Genomic DNA, 23277 nt, shown 5'->3' with positions numbered 1-23277 from the left:
GACACACGCATGAAAACCTCACAAGCACGTATCAAAGACATTCTCGATACCATGGAATATGGCCCCGCCCCGGAAAGCACCGAAGTCGCGATGAACTGGCTCGACGAGCGCGGGCGGCGCTTCGATCACTTCATCGATGGCGCTTTTGTCGCACCGGCGGATGGCGCACATTTCGACGTGGTGAATCCGGCTGACGAGTCTCTGCTCGCGCAGGTTGCGCAGGGCGGCGCGGCCGATGTCAACGCCGCGGTCGAGGCCGCTCGCCGCGCCTTTCGCAGCTGGTCGACGACTCCGGGGCACGAGCGGGCCCGCCTGCTGTATGCGATTGCCCGACACGTTCAGAAGCATGCGCGTTTTCTCGCAGTGCTCGAAAGCCTTGATAACGGCAAACCGATTCGTGAGTCGCGCGATATCGACGTCCCGCTTGTCGCGCGTCATTTCTATCACCATGCCGGCTGGGCCGAACTCATCGGCGACGAATTTCCGAATCACGGAGCCGTTGGAGTTTGCGGCCAGATCATTCCATGGAACTTCCCGTTGCTGATGCTTGCGTGGAAGATTGCACCTGCGCTCGCCGCCGGCAACACGGTCGTGCTGAAGCCCGCGGAGTTCACGCCCCTCACCGCCTTGGCATTCGCCGAGATTTGCCAGCAGGTGGGCCTGCCGGCAGGCGTCGTCAACGTCGTTACCGGAGATGGTGCGACGGGCGCGCTGATTGTCGAGCATCTGGATGTCGACAAGGTCGCGTTCACCGGTTCGACCGAAGTGGGCCGCGCGATTCGTCGGGCTACGGCTGGAACTGGCAAAAAACTCTCGCTCGAACTCGGCGGTAAATCTCCATTCATCGTGTTCGAAGATGCCGACCTCGATGCGGCGGTCGAAGGCGTGGTCGATTCGATCTGGTTCAATCAGGGGCAGGTCTGCTGCGCCGGTTCGCGCATTCTCGTGCAGGAAGGAGTGGCCGAACTCTTCCATGCGAAGTTGCGCGCGCGCATGAGTACACTGCGGGTGGGCGACCCGCTCGACAAGTCCACTGACATTGGCGCTGTCGTCGATCGCATCCAGCTTGAGCGCATTACTGCGCTGGTTCAGCGTGGCGTCGCGGAAGGCGCGACCTGCTTCCAGCCGCCAATGGCGGTACGCGTTAAGGGCTTCTTTTATCCTCCGACGCTCGTGACCGATGTGGAAACCACGTCCGTACTGGTGCGCGAAGAAGTCTTCGGGCCGGTTGTGACATCGAGCACGTTTCGTACGCCTGACGAAGCGATTGCACTCGCTAACGATACCCGCTACGGTCTCGCCGCCTCGGTGTGGTCGGAGAATCTGAACCGTACGCTCGAAGTCGCGGCCGCCGTCAAGGCGGGTGTCGTGTGGGTGAACAGCGCAAATCAGTTCGACGCCGCAGCAGGCTTTGGTGGTTACCGTGAAAGCGGTTATGGACGTGAAGGCGGTCGCGAAGGCATGCTCGAGTATCTGATGCCGCGTAGTGAACGAGGGGAGGCCACATCCGGGAGCGCTAACAGGGCGCAAGCGACGAATGTTCCCGTCGTGCACACGCCGGTTCCGTTGCAGGACTTGTCCGATCACTGCGGGAACGTCGATCGAACGGCGAAGCTTTATATAGGCGGCAAGCAAACCCGGCCCGACTCCGGCTACAGCTACCGGGTCTTCGGCGCGAACGGTGCGCCGCTCGGTCTTGCGCCGCTTGGCAATCGCAAGGATGTGCGCAATGCCGTCGAGGCCGCGCGTAAGGCGAGCGGCTGGTCGGGGTTGTCGGGTCATGCGCGTGCCCAGGTGATCTACTACCTCGCGGAGAACCTCTCGGCGCGCAAGCCCGGGTTCGCGGCGTTGTTGCGCGAATGCACCGGCGCTTCGGAGTTCGAAGCGGCACGTGAGGTGGAACTCGGCATTAGCCGGCTGTTTCGCTATGCCGCGCTGGCTGACAAGTATGACGGCCGTGTGCATTCGACCTTGACTCACCATGTCACGCTCGCCATGAACGAGCCGTGGGGCGTGCTCGGTGTCGCCTGTCCGGAGGATGCGCCGCTCATTGGCCTTGTGTCGTTGATTGCTCCGGCCATGGCGCTAGGCAATCGCGTCGTCGCGGTGGTCTCGCAGACGCATCCGTTGGTTGCGACCGAGTTCTATCAACTACTCGATACGAGCGACGTGCCAGACGGGGTAGTCAATCTGCTGAGCGGCCCGCGTGGCGAACTGGTGCAGGCGCTCGCCGCCCACAACGACGTCGACGCGTTCTGGTACTCCGGCGACGCAGCCGGTCGGGCCAGTGTTGAAGCAGAGTCAGCGGGCAACCTCAAACCGGTCTGGTCCCCCGAGCTCGCCCTGCTCGCGGAAGACGGCGGCCATCTCGCGACCGGCGAGTTTGCGCGTCATGCGCTCCAGGTCAAGAACATCTGGGTGCCGTATGGCGAATGAACTGAGAGTCGGTTCCACGCGGGCCGTGATTTTCGACATGGATGGGCTGCTGCTCGATACCGAAGGCATCTACACGGCGGTCACGCAGCAGATTGCGAGCCGCTTTGGCAAGACGTTCGACTGGGAGGTCAAGCAAAACACGATTGGTCGCGGCGCGCGCGAGCTGGCTGAGTATGTGGTGGGTGCGCTTGCGCTGCCGATGAGTGCGGATGACTTCCTCGTGGAACGCGAGCCGCTATTGCGGGCGGGTTTTGCGGATGCGCCGGCCAAGCCGGGAGCTGCTGCGCTCGTGCGGCAGCTTGCGGCGCGCGGCGTGCCGATTGCAGTCGGCACCAGTTCGTCGAGCGCGTATGTTGAGATCAAAACTGCCCGGCATCGGGACTGGTTCAATCTGTTCAATGTCGTGGTGACGGCGGACGATCGGGAGGTGCGGGCTGCGAAGCCGGCGCCGGATATTTTTCTGGTCGCAGCGCGGCGTCTCGGGGTTGCGCCGCATGAGGTGCTGGTATTTGAAGACTCGCCGTTCGGCGTCGCTGCTGCGAGCGCGGCGGGTATGCAGGTGATTGCCGTTCCGGACCCTGCGATGAGTCGGGAACGTTTCATGCACGCGCATTCAGTGTTGGATTCGCTGAATCAATTTGATCCGGCCCATTGGGGATTTTGGGGCGCTACGAGGGAAAGTTAAGGTAAGGCAACCCATTGAAGCGCATGATTTGGGGCACCCTAGGTTTTTGTCAAGCATCATGGGCGGATTTCGGTTGACCTAACGTGCCGTCGCGCAGCATGGGATGTCAGGGCTTTTTAGTAATGTCCGGTTCTGGCTCCTTAGAAATGTCCGGTTCCCGGCTTCGGGCTGGCTGCTGTGGCGCATGCTGCGGCATGAGCACAGCCTGGGAGCCGGACATGAACGGACGTGGATTGATCACGATCAGCATGCACGAAGTCGAGCGTGTGAAGATCATCGAAGCAGTCGTGCAGCGGCGGCTGACGGTCATGCTGGCGGCCGAGCGGCTGCAGTTGTGCGAGCGTCAGGTCAGCCGGCTGGTGCGACGCTACGAGGCTGCAGGACCGGCCGGACTCATTTCGGCGCGGCGTGGCCAACCGAGCAACCGCGAACTGCCGGTTGATCTGCGTGCACGGGCCATGGCGCTGGTGCGTGAGCGCTACGCCGATTTCGGGCCGACGCTGGCGTGCGAGAAGCTGGCTGAATGTCATGGCGTGGTGCTGGCGAAGGAAACCGTGCGGCGCTGGATGCGGGAAGCCGGGCTATGGATTCCACGCAAACTGCGGCCGCCGAAGTTGCACCAGCCGAGAAACCGCCGCGCATGCCTGGGTGAACTGATCCATATCGATGGCAGTGGTCACCGGTGGTTTGAGGAACGCGCGCCGGCCTGCACGCTGCTTGTGTTCATCGACGATGCGACCAGCCGGCTGATGGCGCTGCACTTCACGGCGACTGAGTCGACCTTCTGTTACTTTGAGGCGATGCGCCGCTACATGGAGCAGCGTGGCAAGCCGGTCGCGCTGTACAGCGACAAGGCCAGCGTGTTTCACTGCAACAGCCATTCTGTGACGCCTGGCAAGGGCGTGACGCAGTTTGGCCGCGCGCTGTACGAGCTCAATGTGGATACGTTCTGTGCGGACAGCAGTCAGGCCAAGGGACGCGTCGAGCGCGCCAATCTGACGTTGCAGGACCGACTCGTGAAGGAGTTGCGGCTACGTGGCATCAGCACGAAGGAGGCGGCCAACGCTTATGCGGGTTGCCCCGGACGAACGCTGGCGCGTGAGGCCTGCCTTGATACTCGACGGTTAAGTGAGTGCCTCGACTGATCGCCTGTCGCGACCAGGTTGATTGAAACGATGATGCTTCAGACCGAGATATCCTTTTAGGTCTCCTGAAACGGCTCACCTTTGGCATCCTGACCACAACAGGCGAATGCAACCAACCGTCTCGCGCTTTCTACCACCCCGACACTCCAACCCTTGGTCTACCAGGAAGCAGCTGGGGCTCATCAACCAGACACCCGCTCCCTGCAACCTCGAATCTGTGTCGACCAGGCGAATCAAATCCCGCAGTACCCGTGGCCATAAACCGCTGATCAGGGCGCTTCTGTTGCCGATGGATCGCGCGTCGGCAAACGCACAGTCTCTCGCCAGTCATCTGGCGCTGGTCGCATGCCGGAGTGGTCACGGAACGGACACCACGTCAATGAACTCATGCGAGTGGTGTATCTGGGCTGGTTTCTGCAGCGAGCCGGATACGGCAACTGTCCGGCCGCGTAATTCAGGATCGCCGAATACGCAGTCGAGGCGACGCTGGCCCATGCTCACGAGTGTGGCGAGTGGCGGCTTCCGGAAGAGGCGATCGCCGCCTTCGAGGTGCTTCTTGCTCTCTATGACCGGCAGCTCGCCTGTGCGCCGCTGCACGAAGTACTCGCGGCGGAGCAGAAGCTCGGGGCATTCCTGGCCGGAGCGTCCCGTTCTCCCATTCCCGCGGATGGCTGATTCCCGCCTGGATAGGTCGCGCTCATCCGGGCGTCAGGCGGTAGTCGGCCGGCGGGTCAACGCGATCGTAAGGGGCCGGCCGTGCGGGGCTGGGTTCATGAGTCGTTCTTCGTGGAACCGGGCTCCGCAGCAGGCGGCGTTTCCCAGCTCATCCGGTGGCGCTTCACCGTTTCGCGATGGTGTTTGTCCTGTTCCTCATGCAGGTAAAGGCTCGTGGTGTTCAGCGACACGTGACCGAGATTGTCGCGCGCCGTGCGCAGGTCGACACCGCTGTCAGCCTGGTGCGAGCCCGATGTATGTCGCAACCAGTGCCCGAGGTACGGTCCAGTTCATCGGCGCGATCCGTGAACTCAGGTCCGCGGACGCGCAGCCACGCGGCGGCGTTGCTGAATACGCTTCTGATCGCGTCGTGCACGGCTGAGCGCGACATGCAGCGGCGCTTTCCCCTGAACGGGATGAGAAGCGGCGTGTCGTCGGCGCGGCCCTCATCGAAGTCGAGGAGGCGCTGGTTGGAGATGGCAACGGGGTGCGTGTAGCGTGAGATGCGACTTCACTTTGCTTGGTATCGCCAAGCCGCTGGTCTCAAGACAACCTTCAATCGAAGGGGGCAGGATACGACTGGTACAACGTTTATCAGGCCGGCCTTACTGCGACAACGACGATCGAGCGTTCCGATTTCGGCATGAAAGCTTATATTCCCTATGTTGGCGACGATGTCCACGCGACGATCAATTTCGAGGGAATCAGGCAGTAAGCCTTCTGTTTTGCATACGCAAATCGGCTTTTTACCGGTTCCGTTGGTTCGAAAATCTGGATGGGGGAGTCTGAAGATGAAATTGCTACTGCTGGGTGCTACAGGATTGGTGGGAAGCAGAACATTGAAGCTCGCGCTCGCGAACGACGCCTTTTCCGAGGTGATTGCGCCAACACGGAAGCCGCTGGCACCGAGTGAAAGACTGGTGAACCTGGTCGGGTCAAACCTGGAGGAGCTTGTTCCGAATCTGATGTCGTACCAGCCCAACGCGGTCATATGCGCGTTGGGAACGACCCAGGCAAAAGCAGGCTCGAAGGAAGCGTTCCGTCATGTCGACTACGAACTTCCTATTGCGATCGGCAAAGCCGCGCACGCTGCCGGCGTAGAGACGTTTGCGATTGTGACTGCTATGGGTGCATCTGCAAGTTCCATGAGCTTGTACTACAGGACCAAAGGAGAGGTTGAGAGGGACATCCAGGAAATCGGGTTTCGATCTCTCACGATCTGCAAACCCAGCCTCATTGGCGGAGAGCGAAATGAAGCAAGGCGTGCAGAGCGAGCAGCTCTGACGTTGCTTCGGCTCCTGGCTCCGATTCTTCCGAAGAGGTTTCATATCAATCCAGCAGATGTCATTGCTGCTTCGCTGATCGATTCCGTCCTCATTGCAAAACCGGGGTGTCGTTGGATTTATGCCGAAGAAATGAACTGAAAGCGTTGCCGCGCCCGGCGTTTGTGATCTGATAGCCTGAGCCTCAACCTGGGGCGTAATGGCGGACGGCTGCCGCGACGCCTCGTCGTCCACAAAACGACGTCATTCAAGGACGAAGAACTCCAAGGCGTTGATCTACATTCACGTCGTCACCGATACGCGCCGTGATCTACAAGCGCTTCTTCAGAAACGACTATTGCGTTCTCGCTGGTAAATCATCCTCATCGGTGTTTCACACTGTCGTGCCTTAGCACGCGTCAGATCGCGGCATATGCTTGTTCCCGGAAAAGCTCACCATAACGAGGACTGTTGATTTCAAATACGCAACTAGTCAGTATGACTCCGCGAGGTAGAGGCTGGCCCGCCGGGAGGACTCAAACGCGGGTTAGTATTTCTGCCAGAGCCGCACGGTGTGGGCAGGGCCACACCCGGCGATATCCATCACGGAGGCCGGCGGGTAGCAGCAACGCATTGCTGCGTCGCCGCCCCCTAAGAACGCAGCGTGCGACTTTCACCGCACTGCGCTCAAGCACAGCGTTAAGTGTCGTCCAGACACCGACCATGTTGACTACACATGGACTTCGCATACGTCTCATCGTTGATTCACCGTATTGCAAGGCGAGAGGCGCCGAACCGCAGTGATACCGGTCTCTTCCAGGCTTCCTCTCGTCGAATCTCAGACGATGGCATACGACAGCTGCACCATGCGGAAGTGGGCACCCTTTCAGGTCAGGGCAAATCTTGAACCCTTATGCGGCCCATTACAGGCCGCCGTTCGCTTTTTCCGCAATCCCATGCCCGCTCCCCCAACAGCTTTCCTTGCGGATTGCCTGCCTTCATACCGGTTCACTGGAATGAAGGCGAGAAATCGGGTTTACCACGTTCCCATCCTTGCCGACCCACGTCGGTGGGCCTATCCGGTTAGCACCTGCCTGTTCCCCGATGGCGCTTCGACGACGTACTTCCACACGCTAAGGAAGTAACCGGCCATTCACCTTTTGGTTCAAGCCTATCAGCAGCTTTGGCTTGTCCGTTTTTTCGAGGATTCGAGCGGCAATTCACTTACGTTGTGCGTTCGGAACTTGCCTAGCCTTCACACCGCGTTGCTGCTTGCAGTGTCGGCCCCCTCGTCACCGAGATGAGCCGTCATTCGAAAAGTACATTGTCCCAAGAGCTTCACACCCGACAGTTACCCATCGCGCATGTCCTGGTAGGCAACTGCTGGTCGTACAGCAGGTCACAGCTCTGCCGCAAATAGCAATGGCGGCGGAGTGCGACAAGACAGGGAGGAGCTTTGCCATCCAATACCTCAACCGGTTTACGTCCGGCAGACGGCGACACGTGTCGCAAAGCGTGGAAAACGATAGCACACTGTACGTAGGGCTCGACGTTCACAAGGATTCGATCACGGTTGCCTATGCGCTGGGCACAGGCGAGGTCGAACTGCTCGGCAAGATTGGCACGACGAAGACGGATATTGATCGCCTCTGTAAGCGCCTGCAATCGAAGGCGCGGTACATCCGTATCGTCTACGAGGCGGGCCCGTGCGGCTATGGACTTTACCGTCAGCTCCTGGCGAAGGGAATCGACTGCATGGTGTGCGCGCCGTCGCTGATTCCGAAGAAGCCGGGCGATCGGATCAAGACTGACCGGCGTGATGCGATCAAGCTGGTGCGGTCGCTGCGCGCTGGCGACCTGTCAGCGGTGTACGTGCCAAGCGTGGAAGACGAAGCATTCCGCGATCTGGCTCGTGCGTGGGTCAGCGCCAAGGACGATCTGAAGCGTGCCCGGCAACGGCTGAAGGCCTTTCTGCTATTGCATGGCGTGCGCTATGCCGGCAGCGCCAACTGGGGAGCTGCGCATCGGCGCTGGCTGAGCGCCTATGCTTTCGACAGCGTCTGGCAGCAACTGGCGTTCGAGGAGTATCGGCGCACGATCGAGGATCGCCTGGCGCAATGCGACCGACTGGAGGCCGCGTTGCGCGAGGCCGTCGTCAACTGGCGATTCTATCCTGCCGTGCTGGGCCTGCAGACGATGCGCGGCGTGCAGTTCACCACGGCAGTGGGCATGCTCGCCGAGCTCGGGGATCTGTCACGCTTCGCCCACCCGCGGCAGCTGATGGCCTGGCTGGGGGTGACGCCGTCCGAACACTCGTCGGGCGACAAGCGCCGTCAGGGCAGCATCACCAAGAACGGCAACAGCTATGCAAGAAAGCTGCTGGTGGAAGCGGCCTGGAGCTACCAGCACCCGGCCCGCGTGAGTCCCGAAATCCAGCGCCGCCACGAAGGCATCCCCAAGCCCATCGTTGACCGCGCCTGGGACGCGCAGATGCGCCTGTGCCGGCGCTACCGGAAGCTCGTCGCGCGCGGCAAGCAGAAGAATATTGCGGTGGTCGCGGTCGCCCGCGAACTCGCCGGTTTCATCTGGGACATCAGCCAGCTCGCCATGTCGCTCTCCGAACGGCCTGAGGTGCACATGGCGTGACCTAACCCTTAAGCAACACGTAAATCAACCTCACCACCCGAGCAGGAGTTTCCTGAAGGCGGCGTAGCCCGGCACCCGAGCAACCCGCGAGACGGTTAGGCAACGGATTTGATTCGACTTGCGGCACTAGATAGCGGCAGGCTCGCTGGGCGGACTTCTGTAATGCGGTAACCAACCCGCGGATATCAGCATGATCCACCGTCGAGATTTACTGCTACGTCGCCCTCAGGAAATTCAGATGGCAGATCAAAACCCAAAACCGATCCCCTCTTGACAAGCGGAGTCATATCAACCGTCTGTCGCGGCAAACCACACCACAAAACTTAAACCCGTCTACAAAACATAGGCCGCGCGAAGTTAACGAGCACCGTATCGCTTGGCCAATGTTGACAACGGATTCCTGTACGGCTGAACCGTTGCGGCATTGACGATCGCGCTCTTTTCAACTTCTGGTAGATTTATCGTTGCGCGGCGCAGGACAAATACAAAGACCGCGAAGGATATTGAGGGTCGGCCGGGATTCGCGAAAAATCCGCCACATCCCGCCCTAACTTACTGATAAAAAAGAGAATCAAGGGTCTTCCCGTGAGCTCAGTGCTTCGTCACGTGCGCTGGTACGTCTCCCATTACCGAGCCAATGCCATGCTCGTCAATTTCGTTGACTGCTTCGGCAAGCGCAGCGCTATCGGTTGGGAACAATTCTTCCCATACCGTGGACGTCCCGAACGAATCGATGATTTCCAGTATCCAGCCTTTGCAGCTTCCGTTTTCGGACTGGTAGATGTGCACGTCGACAGAGGTGTCGCCGCGCGTGACACGCGTGGAGAGCGGGGATAATTCAAGGGGATTGAACGCGTCTTCTGTTGAAGGACCTAGCGAACCGACGAGGAACAGGTCTTCGTCCTTGTCTTGCTCATCCAGATCGCTACGTCCAGCCTGGCGGTTTGCCGCCGCTTTCGGCCTTGAAACCACTGAGATCATATGCGGGCGTTCGTCCCGCTCCATCGATTTCCGGCGTTCCTCGCACCAGTATCGATGGATATTGAGTGCTGAGGCCTTGAGCAAATTTGTAAACGATCGGCGTTGCTCTACCGTGTAATCTCGCTGCACCAGATCCTCGTACCCGGAGGCTGTCCCGTACAACAGAATGACGTTGAACCAGCTGGGGTGTAGCTCGATCAATGGTTCCCAAGCCTTCCGGTCAATGTCGATGCCTTTGCAATAGCCCTCGCACCATTCGTCGAAAATGAAGATCTCCTCACCTTTCCACTCGGTTGTGTACAGCGGAGGCTCAAACAGATCGGGACACTCGTTCAGTGTGTTGTTGATGTCATTCCAGTACTGGACGATCAATCCGGTGACCTTGCGCGCCCGTCCTGGAGACAGGAATCTGGGCTGACGGGTTGCCTGCCTGGCATCCCAAATCCACGGAAGGATCGCGCCCGGCATGATCATGTTCGGACCAGAAATAATCGCAGTCAGAAAACCGTGCAGCATGACGACATCCATCGCGTCGTCGCAAACGGCATTGCTCGAAAGAAAGCGCTCGAGGAAATCAAGCTCTTCGTCAGTCAGTGCTTCGTCGAATTGGGGATCGGGATTCATGAACTTCCCACAGTGGTACACGGTAGAGTCGATGCCGACGGCCTGTGAAGCCATCATTGTCGTTGACGCGAAACCTTGTGCAGCGCCTGTACGCAGGCACACCGGTGAACATACGCGGATGTCCGTATTTTACCCCGATGGGGCACCGGGCAGATTGGGGCGCTGAGCCAGTGCAAGGATGGATTTTCAATGCATCCCTATCGCTAACCCTTATTATCGATAGGGATGCATTTTTCGATGAAACTCTCGTTTCGCGAAACGCACCACACCTGACCGGCAGCTCCGCTGCGATCCCGTTGCCTATAATCTCCGGATGCCGAACGTTCCGTCGCCACCATCCTTTCCCGGCACCGCGTCCATGTCCGCGCTGCGCGCGTGGTACGCGGGTGTTGGCTCACGCGAGGCGGTCGAGCGCTATTGCCCGCAGGCGCTCGAAGGTGAGCAGTCGGCGCGCGGCATGACCGGCCGCATTCGCCGGCAACTCGTCGCTTTTGCCCTAAGCCGTCATCGCGACGATCTGGCCCAGCCATTCCAGTGCGCAGCCGGCGAACGGACGCGTCACCGCAAGGCCGCGACCCGGGCGCTGCACATCCTGCCGACGCTTGCGGTCCCGCAACCGTGGGTAAGCGATCCCATCGGAGCCTGGCTGCCGTCTCGCGTCGTCCCCGTGCTGCATCAGCATGGCATCCGGACGCTAGCCGATCTGACCGTGCGCATCCCTCGTCGCCAGCGCTGGTGGCGCACGATTCCCGGACTCGGCATGCGCAGCGCACGCCATATTGAAGCCTTCTTTGCCGCCCACCCGGCGCTCACCGAACGCGCCCGCGCGCTGATCGTTGTGGCGACGCCGGAACCCGTGGTGCCATGGGAAAGCATCCGCCTGCCTCATGAGGTCGACGGTTCGCGCGGCGCCTTCCGCGCGCCGAAGCCTATGTGCGTGCTCGAGGCCGATAACGACTATCAGGCGATCAGCGCCTGGCTCGAACGGCACGAGGCCGCTGAAACGCAGCGCGCTTATCGCCGGGAAGCGGAGCGGCTGTTGCTGTGGGCGATTGTCGAGCACGGCAAGGCGCTGTCCTCGCTCACGAGCGAGGATGCGACCGCTTATCGCGCGTTCCTGCGTCGTCCTGCACCCCGTGTCCGGTGGATCGCACCGGCACGGCCGCGATCGTCGTCCGAGTGGCGGCCGTTCACGGGTACGCTGTCTCCGGATTCCATCGCCTATGCGCTGTCGGTTCTGAGCGCAATGTTTCGTTGGCTGATCGAACAGCGTTACGTGCTCGCGAATCCGTTCGCCGGCCTCAGGGTACGTGGCGCGCAGCGCAATGGCGAACTGGACATCTCGCGGGCCTTCACGGCCAGCGAATGGGAGCTAATCCGGACGATTGCCGATGGCCTCGAATGGTCGCATGGCTGGGCTGTTCCCGCCGCGCAGCGTATGCGCTTTCTTCTCGATTTCGGTTACGCGACCGGTCTGCGCGCGGGTGAGCTGGTCAGCGTCACACTTGGCGGCATCGTAACCGGCGCGCACGGCGAGCGGTGGCTTCACCTCACTGGCAAGGGCGCGAAGGCTGGCAAAGTGGTACTGCCGCCGCTCGCGCGATTTGCGTTGGACCAGTACCTGATGCAGCGCGGTCTGCCCGTGAGCCCCGCACGCTGGTCACCGGATATGCCGCTGCTCGGCCACCTCGACGAATCCGGCGGCATCACCACGCCGCGCCTGCGGGAGGTGCTGCGCCGGTTTTTCCGGACCGCCGCCGACGCCATCCAGGCTGACCACCCGGCACTCGCCGACAAGCTGCAGCGCGCGACGCCACACTGGTTGCGCCATACGCACGCGACATTGGCACTGGCCAACGGTGCAACGCTAACGACCGTACGCGACAACCTGCGTCACGCGTCGATCACGACCACCTCGATCTACCTGGACGACGACGAAGTCCAGCGTACCCGGCAGATCGAGCGAATTTTTACGCGGCGGCCGCCGGTATGAGCACCGTCCACGAGACCATTTATCCGGTGCTGCCTGCTGAGCCGGGCACGGCGGAGCTGAAAGTGGCATTCACTCCGAGCGCCGCGGAAATCCGCTTCGTGCGCCGGCAATCCCGGCAGGAAGCCAGCGCGGTCCTGATCATGATGCAGTTGAAGCTGCTGCAGCGTCTCGGTTACTTTCCGATGCTCGTGGATGTGCCGCCCGTCATTATCGATCACATCCGGAGTGCGATGCGGGCCCGCGCGCTGTCCCGAGCGGCGATCGCGCGGTACGACGTGTCCGGCACCCGCATCCGTCACCAGAAGCTGCTGCGCAGCTGGCTCGACATCCGGGCGTTCGATGCGAGCGAGACAGCGTGGCTTACTGAACTCGCGTCGGCGGAGGTTCGGACAAAGATCGAACTTCCCGATCTCGTCAACGTGCTGATTGAGGAATTGGTCCGACGCCGGTATGAGCTGCCCCCGCTGGCGACGCTGCAGCGCATCGCCACGCAGGCGCGCAACGATTTCAACGAAGCGATCTATGGGGCCATCGTCGGCGCACTCGATGCAACACTCATCGAACGGATCGACACGCTTCTCGTCGTCAGGGCCGGCAAGTCTGGTTGGGACGATCTGAAACAGGAGCCGAAGCGACCAGCCGCGCGGGCGATTGCCAGCTTCCTCAAACATATCAACGGGATCAGGAAACTGGCGGAAGGCTTGCCAGCGCCACCCGCGATCCTGTCTGTCGGCAAGCGGGCCCAACTGGTCACCGAAGCGCGGGCGCTCGACGTCGCGGAACTGCGCTCACTCAAGACCGCGAAGCGTCATGCGCTCGCGGTGCTGTTCATCCAGGCGCAGTTGCAGAAGGCGCTTGATGATATTGCCGAGATCTTCATTAAGGTGGTGCGCAAGTTGGAGTCCTACGCGAAGGTCCGGCTGCAAAAAATAGCAGCTCGAACACACCGACGTACTGGAAGGACTGGTCGGCCAGTTTCGGGACGTCCTGCAGATCCTTCAGGATGAAGAGGTATCGGAACGCCAACGGTTGCCGAAAATCCGCGAGACGCTCGGCGACCCGACCGAGGCGCTCGCGCAGTGTAACGAGCACATCGCCTATGCCGGACAGTTCGACCTGCCATTCATGCTCGTGCCGTACCGCAACCAGCGCGCGCTGCTGTTCCAGTGCCTGGACGGGCTGCCGCTGCGATCGAGTTCGCAGGACCGTGCGGTATTGGTCGCACTCGCGTGGCTACAAGGCTTTCGGAACGCGCACCGCGAATACCTGCTGCTGACGGAGAACGACCTCGCGAACCTCCCACAGGACTGGCTTCCGGAAAAATGGGAACGCGCGGTGTTCCCGCACGGCCGGGATAGCCGGATGCTACACCGCCGGTTCTTCGAGCTGGGGGTATTCAGCCAGATCATGCGGGAGCTAAATGCCGGCGATCTTTACGTCGAGGGTAGTGATCGCTTCGACGATTATCGGGTGCATCAGGTCTCTGATGAGGAATTCCGGGGTGAACTGCCGCGCTACTGCGAGATTGTGGGATTGCCCACGGACGGCAAGACCTTCGCGAAGGATTTGCGGGACAAGCTTAACGTGGCGCTCGACGAGACCGATGCGAATTTCCCGATAAACGACAGCATCGAGTTCGTCGATCAGGAACTCGTCATTCACAAGCCGGGCAAGGAGCCCGAGCCGCCGAACCGGACGCTGATCGACCAGGCCATCACGGCGTCGATGCCGCAGATTAGCATCCTGGATCTACTCACCGAAACCGAGCAGCGGCTGGACCTGCATAAACTGTTTGGACCGCTGTCCGGGTTCGACGCGAAGATCGACGATCCGCGCAAGCGTTTCATCACGACGCTGTTCTGCTACGGCTGCAACCTGGGTCCCAGCCAAACAGCGCGCTCGGTGAAAGGGCTCAGCCGCAAACAGGTCGCCTGGCTGAACCTGAAACACATCACGGAGGAGCGGCTCGACAAGGCGAATGTGAAGGTGATCAACGCTTACAATCAGTTCGCGCTGCCGAAATACTGGGGCAGCGGCAAGCGGGCGTCGGCCGACGGCACCAAGTGGAGCCTGTACGAGCAGAACCTGCTGTCCGAGTATCACGTTCGCTATGGGGGATACGGCGGGATCGGCTACTATCACGTGTCCGACATGTACATCGCGCTGTTCAGTCACTTCATCCCGTGTGGCGTCCACGAAGCCGTCTACATTCTCGATGGACTGATTCTGAACGGCGCCGACGTCAAGCCCGACACGATCCATGGCGATACGCAGGCGCAAAGCGGTCCGGTCTTCGGTTTGTCGTACGTGGTGGGCATCAACCTGATGCCGCGAATACGCAACATCAAGGACCTCGTGATGTACAAGGCGGACCGGCGTCGCAAGTACAAGCACATCGACAGCTTGTGCCGCCAGTCAATTGACTGGGCACTGATCGAACGGCACTATCTCGACATGATGCGCGTCGCGGTGTCGATCAAGGCAGGCAGGATGACGCCGTCGACGATTCTGCGCCGGCTTGGCTCTGAAAGCACAAAGAACAAGCTCTACTTCGCGTTTCGGGAACTGGGGCGCGTGATCCGGACGCTGTTCCTGCTGAAGTATCTGGATGACCCGGAGTTGCGTCGCACGATTCACGCTGCGACCAACAAGAGCGAGCAGTTCAACGACTTCGCGCAGTGGCTGATGTTCGGCGGTGAAGGCGTCATCGCCGAAAACGTCCGGCACGAGCAGCGCAAGGTAATCAAGTACAACCACCTCGTCGCGAACATGGTGATCCTGTACAACGTGCAGTGGATGTCGCGCAAGCTAAAGGAACTGCAGGAGAAGGGGCATCCGGTCGACGCCGAGGTGCTCAAGGTGCTGTCGCCGTACCGGCGGGAACACATCAACCGGTTCGGGGACTATCTACTGGATCTCCAGCGCCCCGTTCCACCGCTAGATTCGACCATCGATTTCGCATTTAAATCAGCCGCTTAGGCTGAGTTGTGGCGGATTTTTAATGAATCCCGGTCAAGCCTCGATATCTATCTGCTCACCGGGCTGACGCTCCCCGCGGGCATCGCGCATGAGTCGTTGCCCGGGGCGGTGAAGGCGTTCATCGCTGACTGCTGGCACGGCATGAGCCGCACGCAGATGATTGCGCGCGCGAAGTCGTGGGATCTGCGTCTGTCGTTTTGCGCGACCAGGCCGTGCGCGCACGGCGAAACCGGGGTGTTTGCGTTGCGTTTCAGTGATGGGACGTCGGGCTGTCTGATGCTGGCCCACCTGCAGCGGGTGCGAAATAGTCGTGGCCGCAACCGTCGACCTGGCCGTACTGCCGTTTCCCGCCCGCCGGCGCGGGACCCCCGTCAGACCACCCTGTTCTGAATGCCACGGTGCAGTTGCGGTGCCACGCAGCGCCCGATATGCTCGCTGCCATCAACGAACCAGGAGTGCGGAAGTGCGGCGTGTGGCGGTCAGAAAATCTTCAGTTCATGGGCGGGGCGTGTTCGCGCTGCAGGCTATCACCGCTGGCGCGCGGATCCTTGAATATCGCGGTGAAGTCACCTCCTGGCGGCGGGCCGCTGCCAGGCACAAGCGTTCTGGAACGCCCGGTCACACGTTTCTCTTCGGCCTTGCTGACGGACGCGTAATTGACGGCAGCATGGGTGGCAACAGTGCCCGCTGGCTGAACCATTCGTGCAGGCCGAACTGTGAGGCGATCGAGGATGAGCGGGGGCGCGTTTTTATCGAGACGATCCGGGACATGCTGCCCGGAGACGAGTTGTTTATCGCCTATGGGCTCACGCTCGATGAAGCGATCACTCCCGAACTGGTCGCCGACTACGCGTGCCACTGTGCGACGAAGCGGTGCAAGGGATCGATGCTGGCTGCGGTGAGCGGCTAGCGAGCGCCGCCCGACCGACAGGTCCAGGAACGGCTCCAAGGCTGATGGACGAGACGCATGGTGACGGGAATCTCCGTGGCAACTCATCGAGGGCGCCGGCCAACGATCCGCGACCGGCTGACTTCTACAACTTTCGCTGCCTTCACGCCGGTGCACCCAAGGCCGCCGCCTGGCGCCGCCGTCTTTGGTTGCCAAATTGGGTGTTGCGACTCTTACTTCCCAAACGCTGCTACTGAACGTACCTCCGCGCACCTCATTTTTTCTGCAAAACAGCACATCGACTTTCGTGCTCCTGCTCAGGAAGCCACGCCTCAGCATAGCGAACGCGCTAGCGTGCCAACTGTTTGCACAGCTCGCTCGATCTCGTGTGTCCAAGGGTGACCGTAGTTCAAGCGAATGCAATTCCGATACCCGCGACTCCGCGAAAAGATCGGGCCAGGCGCAAGACTGATACCCTGCTGTAGCGACAGCTCGAACAGACGCACCGCATCGATCTGCACTGGCAATTCCAACCAAAGGAAATACCCTCCCTTCGGGCGCGCAACCTTGGTTCCGGGCGGAAAGAATCTCTCAATGGCCTTCAGCATGTTGCCTTGTTGGGCTACAAGGTTCTGCCGGAGTTGGCGCAGATGGCGATCATAGCTGCGGCCCTGTAGAAAATCGGCGATCGCTAACTGTGCGGGCATGGACGTGGATATGTTGGTCATCCACTTCGCTCGCGCGATCTGCTGCGTGAAGCGGCCCGCCGCGACCCAACCGAGGCGGTAGCCAGGTGTGAGGCTTTTTGAAAAGGAGCCGCAATGGAGCACCAGTCCCTTCCGATCAAATGCCTTAGCCGGCCGCTCGGGAGATGCCCCGAAATACAGTTCGGCGTATACATCGTCTTCGATCAACGGCACGTCGTGAGCGGCTAGCAGCGCAACCAGCGCTTCTTTGGTCGCGTCCGGCATGGTGGCGCCGGTGGGGTTCTGAAAAGACGTCATGAACCAGCATGCGCGGATTGGATGCCGTTTAAGTGCATCGGCAAGCACTGAAACGTCGAGAGCTTTGCTTGGGTGGATCGGTATCTCGACTGCCTTCAGCCGCAACCTGTCGAGTGCCTGAAGAGCCCCATAGAACGCAGGTGTCCGGATTGCGACGAGATCGCCGGGGCACGTTACTGTCTGCAAAGAAAGCGTTAGCGCTTCCAATGCTCCGCCCGTCACGACAACTTCATCGATCGGCAACGCCATCCCTGCCACCATATAGCGACGGCCAATCTGACGGCGTAAACCTTCGTTGCCCAGAGGCAACTCCATGGGCGCCGCCCCAATGTCCATGGTCCGTGCAACTGCCGCGAGTGACCGATCCAGCAGGTTCGACGGGAACATCGCCGGACTCGGGAACGCGGCGGCAAGCGGCACGATACCCGGCGCCGCGGACGAACTGAGCACGTGAAATAAGAGGTCGTCTGTCTCCGGCGTGAGGGCGACGTCGTTCGGTCTGACGTACTGCGATCCCGGCGACGGCTGGCCCGCTCGCATAGATACGAAATGCCCCGCACGCGGTCGCGTCTCAACCAGTCCCTGTGATTCCAACGAGTGATACGCGTGAGCAACCGTGGCCGGGCTTACTCCATATGACTTGGTCGCTTGCCGCACAGACGGGAGACGCATGCCTGGGGCAAGATGTCCGGCGCGAATAAGCCCCGCGATTTCTGTCGCCAGATTCTTGTAACGCATCGTTTGTTACCTCCACCGCGCTGCCGGTGGTCCAATTGACCCCAAGGTGTCAGCGGCGATCGATAATGGCGACAGCGCCGTGCGACAAGGATGCGTTTTACAATAAATTAGGGTCATAAAATTGGGTTATCCGATTGTCTGCCCGTAAGTGCCATGCGCCTTCCGCAGTTGCTTGGGCTGAAATACAGCTTTAAACGATGTATTGCCACTCAAAACGCCCTTCATGTCAACAGGTTGTATTGCCACCATCCAAGTGGTATGCGACAGGAGGAAGAAAGTGAGCACGGACAACCCAACACCGTTGTCGAGATCTCTTGGGAAAGCTATCGCAAAGCGTAGGTCGATAGCGAATCTCACTCAGGAGCAGGTTGCCGAAAGGCTCGGTATCGGGCAGGAAGCTATTTCGCGGATGGAGCGAGGCGTTGCTATTCCAACGGTGGCGCGTTTGGCAGAGTTAGCCGACGTCTACGAATGCAATCTTGATCAATTGCTTACTGAGGCCTCCGATCGGGAGGATGACCAGGCGAAGGCCATCCTGGCCATCGTAGGTCGATTGTCCAATGCTGATCGACTCCTACTGATCGAATGGCTAAAAGTGTTTGCCAACAGGCTTCTACCGTCGCCCACATCAACTTAGTGTCGGTGAGCTTGCTATTTTGAGGTCTAGGTTGGCGAGTGCCGGTGCAGCCAACTACCTCCTTTTGCATCGCGCCTTCTCTGAGTTCTCACCGCAAGCCGTGACGGGCCACCGCTTTCAAGGAATGCCGCGAGGCGTCTAATGGGCAGCGCACGACTGTAGAAAAATCCTTGTCCAAGATTGGTTCTCGCCTTGTAGAGCGCCTCGTGGTGAGCTGCGCTGTCCACTCCTTCCGCCACGAGCAAAGCGCCTAAGTCGCGAGCGATTTCGGTCATCGCCGCAAGGCTCGACGTGCGATCGTAGCCATCAAGAGCGAGCACCTGCCTGTCCATTTTGATCAGCTCGAAATCGAACTTCCTGAGCAAGCCGAATTTCAGCGGGCTCAAACCGGCACCAGCGAGCGCGAATTGAACCCCCTGTTTCCGCAAGGCTGCCACTGATTCCAACACCCGTGGCGTGGAGTCCGCGCAATCGCTTTCCGTTACCTCCAGAATCAGACGGGGCAGTATTCCCTTGGCCGAATCCTGCACGTCTGACACGAGGTTGTCGGCGGCCATGTAAACGCCGGAGACCTTCAGCGCGACACACAACGATTTAGCGGCACCTAACGCTGCGACCTCGCTGGCTGCGGTGGCAAGCATGAATCGAGTCAGAGGACCAATCACCTTGCTGTTTTCGAGACGCCTCATGTAATGCATCGGCCCACGCAGACCAAATTCAAGGTTGTCCCAACGTAGCAGTGCTTCGATGCCGACGCATTTGCCTCGGCGAAGATCTATCATTGGTTGATATTCAAGGCCAAATTCTCCACGCAGCAATCCTCTTTGGGCCGCGCGAACGAGCCTCGCTTGCGGCGTAAATCGCCACCTATAGAGCGCCCAACATCCAAGAGCCATCAGAGCAAGAAGCGCAAGACCGGTCAACACCTTAGCGCCGAAAAGCACTGCCTGAGGATCTACAGCAAGGGAGCTGGACGCTTCCGACGACGGCTCGGAGGTAAACCTTCTGTTAGGCTGGACAGGCGCAGCCCGCTCAGCACATGCGTGATCTTGTCCGCAATTTGACGACACATGCAACTTTTCACCCGAGGGGGCAGCATCTGCAACGGCAGCAGAATCTGGCGCTGGGACCGACGTGGGGATGCTGAACGGCACGCCGGTCTGGGGGACGATAGAAGGGCTTAGTGCTATGGATGTTTCCGGAGTGACGTTCGCATCGACTGTGCTTACAAGCTCTCCGACGCCAATCTCCAACGGGGCGAGCACCGAAATGCAACGCAGTTGGCGAGCCTCTGCCTGTCCTATCGGGCCAGCGACCGGACCCGCCAGCGTTGCGGGCGTCGGCATGATGGCGGGAAGTGTGCAAACGGTGCCGACTTGGAGACGCGCAACGGGCGCCGGAGTGATGATCTCAGACAATCCTTGCGCGAAGGCCGCAATGCGGTTCCCCACGTCGCCGCTTGCAACATCCGGGCTCGTGCTGGCGTGCGCGGACGGTTCCAATGCGGCGAGCAGAAAAAGTATGACAAACACGAACTTAGTCATGCGAAATGATGATTCATGAACGGGTCTCATGGCATTGCGCCTTTTGGCTTACTGCAAAAATTCTTTTTATATTCGTGCGATGCACTTGTCTCTGTGTGGTCTCTCGCCGCTGCGTGCGAATGGCGACGCGTTCCTCACTGGAACTTCAGAGCAGACGGGCCGCGATGGCGGCTCGCACTGGGCGAGCAAGAAAATATCCTTGCGCACTTGTGACACCGAGCGACTTCAACACGTCCAACTCTTCGGCCGTCTCGACCCCCTCCGCGACAATCTGGCTGCCGGTCTCGGTGGCAAACGAGACCATCGCCGCCACAAGTGCGCGTCTTCTGGCGTCGGTATCGATGCCTCGAATCAAGCTCGAATCGAGCTTGATAAACTCAGGATGAAGATTGATGATGTGTTGCATGTTGGCGAAGCCCGCACCCACATCATCCACAGCAATCCTGACTGAACGGCTCCGCAGCGGTTCGAGCGCCTGGATCAGTATCTCGTAGTTGGAGACGCAGGCGGATTCCGTGATTTCCAGGACAATGCGATCGATCTCCATGTCAGCGAACACAGCCTCAAGTTCGCCACTCAAGATGGTTTCCGGGGACGCATTGACCGCTAGGTATAAATCCCGACTAACTGACATCTCCGCAAGTGCCTTGCGAATTGCCTTTAGCTCGAGTGGCACAGCCATGCCAATCTCGACGGCATCGGCAAACCACTGGCTTGGCGCACGAGTCGGCGTGGACGAGAATCGTGACAAGCACTCCAGGCCCACCATGCGGCGGGGGGCGAGCGAGTAGATCGGCTGGTAAACGATAGAAGGCTCATCACCTCTCAGGACACCCTGTATGCGAGCCATCTTCTCTTCATGCTCCCGAACAAGTGTGGCGTTTCGCATGCTTACCCTCGCTTCTTGTCTACGCCTGATCAGCACGCGAAAATGAAGATCCTTAGTGCTTCCGTCCGAAGCAAGCCTCAGCGGCGTCAGCGGGGCACAGGCCGGCGAGAAAGTAGCCCCGAATAAGCTCTACGGTCGCGGCGTCGGCACGGTAGGGCGAACTGATATAGCCGGTTGCGGCGGCTTCCATATACCAAGCGCGCGTCCAAGCGTCTAGGTCACGCACGTATTCAGGCGCAAGCTGGATGAATTCGTCTGGCATGTTGGACTCCAATCTCTCTATTACCATCTTGTGCGAGGTGGTCCTTAGCTACCGCTATCCGTCATGATGCCATTCAACATCTCGCATTGTTTTTACACATCGCGACTCCAGACGGTCGCCCGCGCGGTCTCTACTTTGCCGATGACGAGAAAGAAAAAATAGACTCAAATAGGGCCAAAAAAATAGGAGCAGCATGAGGCCGCCAAGTGTTCGTGGCAATGCGTTCAAGCCCGCTAGTCACGCCTGTCTCGCGTGGCCAGAATAGAACCATCGAAACAACGGTTCCGTCGCAATAGCGGCGGCTGGTATGCTGGGGGACCTTACAGAATGATGTGAACGACAATGAAAGCGCTCAGTCCGGCGGTAGCCAAGGTGCTGAAGCGGTTGCACTATCCGCTTGAGATCATGTTGGTGTGCGTGCGTTGGTACGTGGCCTACCCGCTGAGCTTGCGCAATCTCGAAGAATGATATGAACGCCTCCCACCCGTGAGCGATGGGTTTCAGCAATGAGGTGGACCCTCACAGACCGACGGGCATCAGAGTGAACCGCCCCGGGTTTTCCGGAGACTCCACTTCTTGAGAAAATGGAGCTATGGAAAACACGAAGAAGAAGTCCCCAAGGTACTCGCCGGAAATTCGTGAGCGGGCTGTGCGAATGGTGCTGGAACATCAAGGCGACCGCGAATCGCAATGGAAGGTGATTGCGTCGATCGCAGCGAAGTTCGGCTGCTCGGGCGAGACGCTGCGTAGCTGGGTGCGCAAGGAAGAGCGGGATCGGGGTTTGCGCCCGGGCACGAGCACGCAGGAGCAGGATCGGATCAAGGAACTGGAGCGGGAAGTGCGTGAGCTTCGGCAGGTCAATGAAATCCTGCGCAAGGCGTCAGCGTATTTCGCACAGGCGGAGCTCGACCGCCGACCGAAGTGATGATCACGTTCATCGATGATCACCGGCACGTCTACGGGGTCGAGCCGATCTGCAGGGTGCTGCCGATCGCACCGTCGACGTACTACAAGCACGTGGCCCGCCGCGCCGATCCTGGCCTGGTGTCGCCGCGGGCCCGGCGCGACAGGATGCTCAAGGATGAGATCCGACGCGTATGGGAAGAAAACTTCCAGGTCTACGGCGCAGATAAGGTCAGGAAGCAATTGAGGCGGCAAGGCACCGTCGTGGCGCGCTGCACAGTCGAACGGCTGATGAAGCTGATGGGCCTGCGCGGCGTGGTGCGGGGCAAGACGGTACGCACGACAGTGAGCGATGGTTCGACGCCGTGCCCGAAGGATCTCGTGAACCGGCAATTCACGGCCGAACGGCCCAATGCGCTGTGGGTGTCAGATTTTACCTATGTATCGAGCTGGCAGGGCTTCGTCTATGTCGCGTTCATCATCGACGTGTTCGCCCGACGCATTGTCGGCTGGCGTGTGTCGAACTCGGCGCGCACAGACTTCGTTCTGGACGCGCTGGAGTAGGCCTTGTACGAACGACAGCCGGCGCAGCAGGACGGGCTGATCCATCACAGCGACCGCGGTGCCCAATACGTATCGATCCGCTATACAGATCGGTTGGTCGACGCTGGCATCGAGCCGTCAGTGGGCAGCGTGGGCGACTCCTACGATAACGCACTGGCTGAAACGATCAACGGCTTGTACAAGGCAGAGGTAATCCATCGCCTCGGACCGTGGCGCAATGTGCAGGCCGTCGAAATGGCGACGCTCGAATGGGTGGACTGGTTCAACAATCGTCGGCTCTTCGGCCCCATCGGCAACATTCCACCTGCCGAGGCAGAAGCCGCCTATTATGCAAATCTCGCTTGGTCTGCCACCGTGGCATGACTCAAGCAAAACAGTCTCC

General features: G+C 60.0%; 13 protein-coding genes, 5 pseudogenes and 1 other annotated feature. Of the genes and pseudogenes, 11 read left to right on the top strand and 7 right to left on the bottom strand.

The genetic code is table 11. The features are described 5' to 3' along the window. The first annotated feature begins 9 nt into the window (after positions 1-9). The 3 genes and pseudogenes from B0G81_RS38355 to B0G81_RS38345 all read left to right on the top strand — a co-directional run. On the top strand, positions 10-2436 hold the full coding sequence (locus B0G81_RS38355) for an aldehyde dehydrogenase family protein (RefSeq protein ID WP_208328625.1): 2427 nt from the start codon (positions 10-12) through the stop codon (positions 2434-2436). Then, positions 2426-3121 (top strand): HAD-IA family hydrolase, encoded by a 696-nt coding sequence (locus B0G81_RS38350; RefSeq protein WP_134143404.1) that lies wholly within the window; start codon positions 2426-2428, stop codon positions 3119-3121. The genes B0G81_RS38355 and B0G81_RS38350 overlap by 11 nt, the downstream gene beginning before the upstream one ends. 218 nt (positions 3122-3339) lie before the next feature. Then, positions 3340-4194, top strand: a pseudogene (locus B0G81_RS38345) (ISNCY family transposase); the annotation flags it as partial. An 842-nt stretch (positions 4195-5036) separates the two neighbouring features. Here B0G81_RS38345 and B0G81_RS45030 read toward each other — a convergent pair. After that, the gene (locus B0G81_RS45030) at positions 5037-5246 is read right to left on the bottom strand and encodes a tyrosine-type recombinase/integrase (protein ID WP_243856830.1); all 210 of its coding nucleotides are present in this window, start codon (positions 5244-5246) and stop codon (positions 5037-5039) included. A 525-nt stretch (positions 5247-5771) separates the two neighbouring features. On the opposite strand from B0G81_RS45030, the gene B0G81_RS38330 reads away from it, so the two are divergent. Both B0G81_RS38330 and B0G81_RS38315 read left to right on the top strand, forming a co-directional pair. Further along, positions 5772-6404 carry an NAD(P)H-binding protein gene (locus B0G81_RS38330; protein ID WP_134143403.1) on the top strand — a complete coding sequence of 211 codons (633 nt, stop codon included), beginning with the start codon at positions 5772-5774 and terminating at the stop codon, positions 6402-6404. A gap of 1353 nt (positions 6405-7757) precedes the next feature. After that, on the top strand, positions 7758-8888 hold the full coding sequence (locus tag B0G81_RS38315; RefSeq protein WP_134143859.1) for an IS110 family transposase: 1131 nt from the start codon (positions 7758-7760) through the stop codon (positions 8886-8888). Between the two features lie 591 nt (positions 8889-9479). Here B0G81_RS38315 and B0G81_RS38310 read toward each other — a convergent pair. Next, positions 9480-10493 (bottom strand): UPF0149 family protein, encoded by a 1014-nt coding sequence (locus B0G81_RS38310; protein ID WP_134143402.1) that lies wholly within the window; start codon positions 10491-10493, stop codon positions 9480-9482. 313 nt (positions 10494-10806) lie between these two features. Here B0G81_RS38310 and B0G81_RS38305 point away from each other — a divergent pair, with 313 nt between their 5' ends. The 3 genes and pseudogenes from B0G81_RS38305 (at position 10807) to B0G81_RS38290 (ending at position 16375) form a co-directional block, all read left to right on the top strand. After that, positions 10807-12486 (top strand): phage integrase family protein, encoded by a 1680-nt coding sequence (locus B0G81_RS38305; RefSeq protein WP_134143401.1) that lies wholly within the window; start codon positions 10807-10809, stop codon positions 12484-12486. After that, positions 12483-15465, top strand: a pseudogene (locus B0G81_RS38300) (Tn3 family transposase). Before B0G81_RS38305 ends, B0G81_RS38300 begins: the two are co-directional and overlap by 4 nt. A gap of 463 nt (positions 15466-15928) precedes the next feature. Next, positions 15929-16375, top strand: coding sequence for an SET domain-containing protein (locus B0G81_RS38290; RefSeq protein ID WP_134143400.1), 447 nt, complete (start codon positions 15929-15931; stop codon positions 16373-16375). A gap of 311 nt (positions 16376-16686) precedes the next feature. Here B0G81_RS38290 and B0G81_RS38285 read toward each other — a convergent pair whose 3' ends face one another. After that, positions 16687-17745: a PLP-dependent aminotransferase family protein gene (locus tag B0G81_RS38285; RefSeq protein WP_347877485.1), complete on the bottom strand. Its 1059-nt coding sequence runs from the start codon at positions 17743-17745 to the stop codon at positions 16687-16689. Between the two features lie 168 nt (positions 17746-17913). Further along, positions 17914-18096: pseudogene (locus B0G81_RS45670) on the bottom strand (winged helix-turn-helix domain-containing protein); the annotation flags it as partial. Between the two features lie 277 nt (positions 18097-18373). Here B0G81_RS45670 and B0G81_RS38280 point away from each other — a divergent pair. Continuing rightward, a complete protein-coding gene (locus tag B0G81_RS38280) occupies positions 18374-18733 on the top strand; it encodes a helix-turn-helix transcriptional regulator (protein ID WP_243856829.1) in 360 nt (119 codons plus the stop codon). 26 nt (positions 18734-18759) lie between these two features. Here B0G81_RS38280 and B0G81_RS38275 read toward each other — a convergent pair whose 3' ends face one another. From B0G81_RS38275 to B0G81_RS38265, 3 genes are all read right to left on the bottom strand, one after another. Beyond that, entirely contained in the window at positions 18760-20307 is a 1548-nt protein-coding gene (locus B0G81_RS38275) for an EAL domain-containing protein (RefSeq protein WP_134143397.1), read from the bottom strand. Positions 20308-20422: 115 nt separating this feature from the next. Further along, on the bottom strand, positions 20423-21166 hold the full coding sequence (locus B0G81_RS38270; protein ID WP_134143396.1) for an EAL domain-containing protein: 744 nt from the start codon (positions 21164-21166) through the stop codon (positions 20423-20425). A 52-nt stretch (positions 21167-21218) separates the two neighbouring features. Then, entirely contained in the window at positions 21219-21428 is a 210-nt protein-coding gene (locus tag B0G81_RS38265; RefSeq protein ID WP_134143395.1) for a hypothetical protein, read from the bottom strand. A 342-nt stretch (positions 21429-21770) separates the two neighbouring features. Here B0G81_RS38265 and B0G81_RS38260 point away from each other — a divergent pair. Beyond that, positions 21771-21893: pseudogene (locus B0G81_RS38260) on the top strand (IS6 family transposase); the annotation flags it as partial. 127 nt (positions 21894-22020) lie between these two features. After that, positions 22021-23258 (top strand): annotated as a pseudogene (locus B0G81_RS38255) (IS3 family transposase). After that, positions 22311-22427: a sequence feature (AL1L pseudoknot), on the top strand. It overlaps the preceding pseudogene by 117 nt. Positions 23259-23277: the final 19 nt, after the last annotated feature.

The organism is Paraburkholderia sp. BL6665CI2N2 (genome assembly GCF_004366535.1).
Taxonomy (GTDB): Bacteria; Pseudomonadota; Gammaproteobacteria; order Burkholderiales; family Burkholderiaceae; genus Paraburkholderia.
Note: the sequence above shows the minus strand (reverse complement) of the source record. Positions and strands in the feature narration are given on the sequence as shown.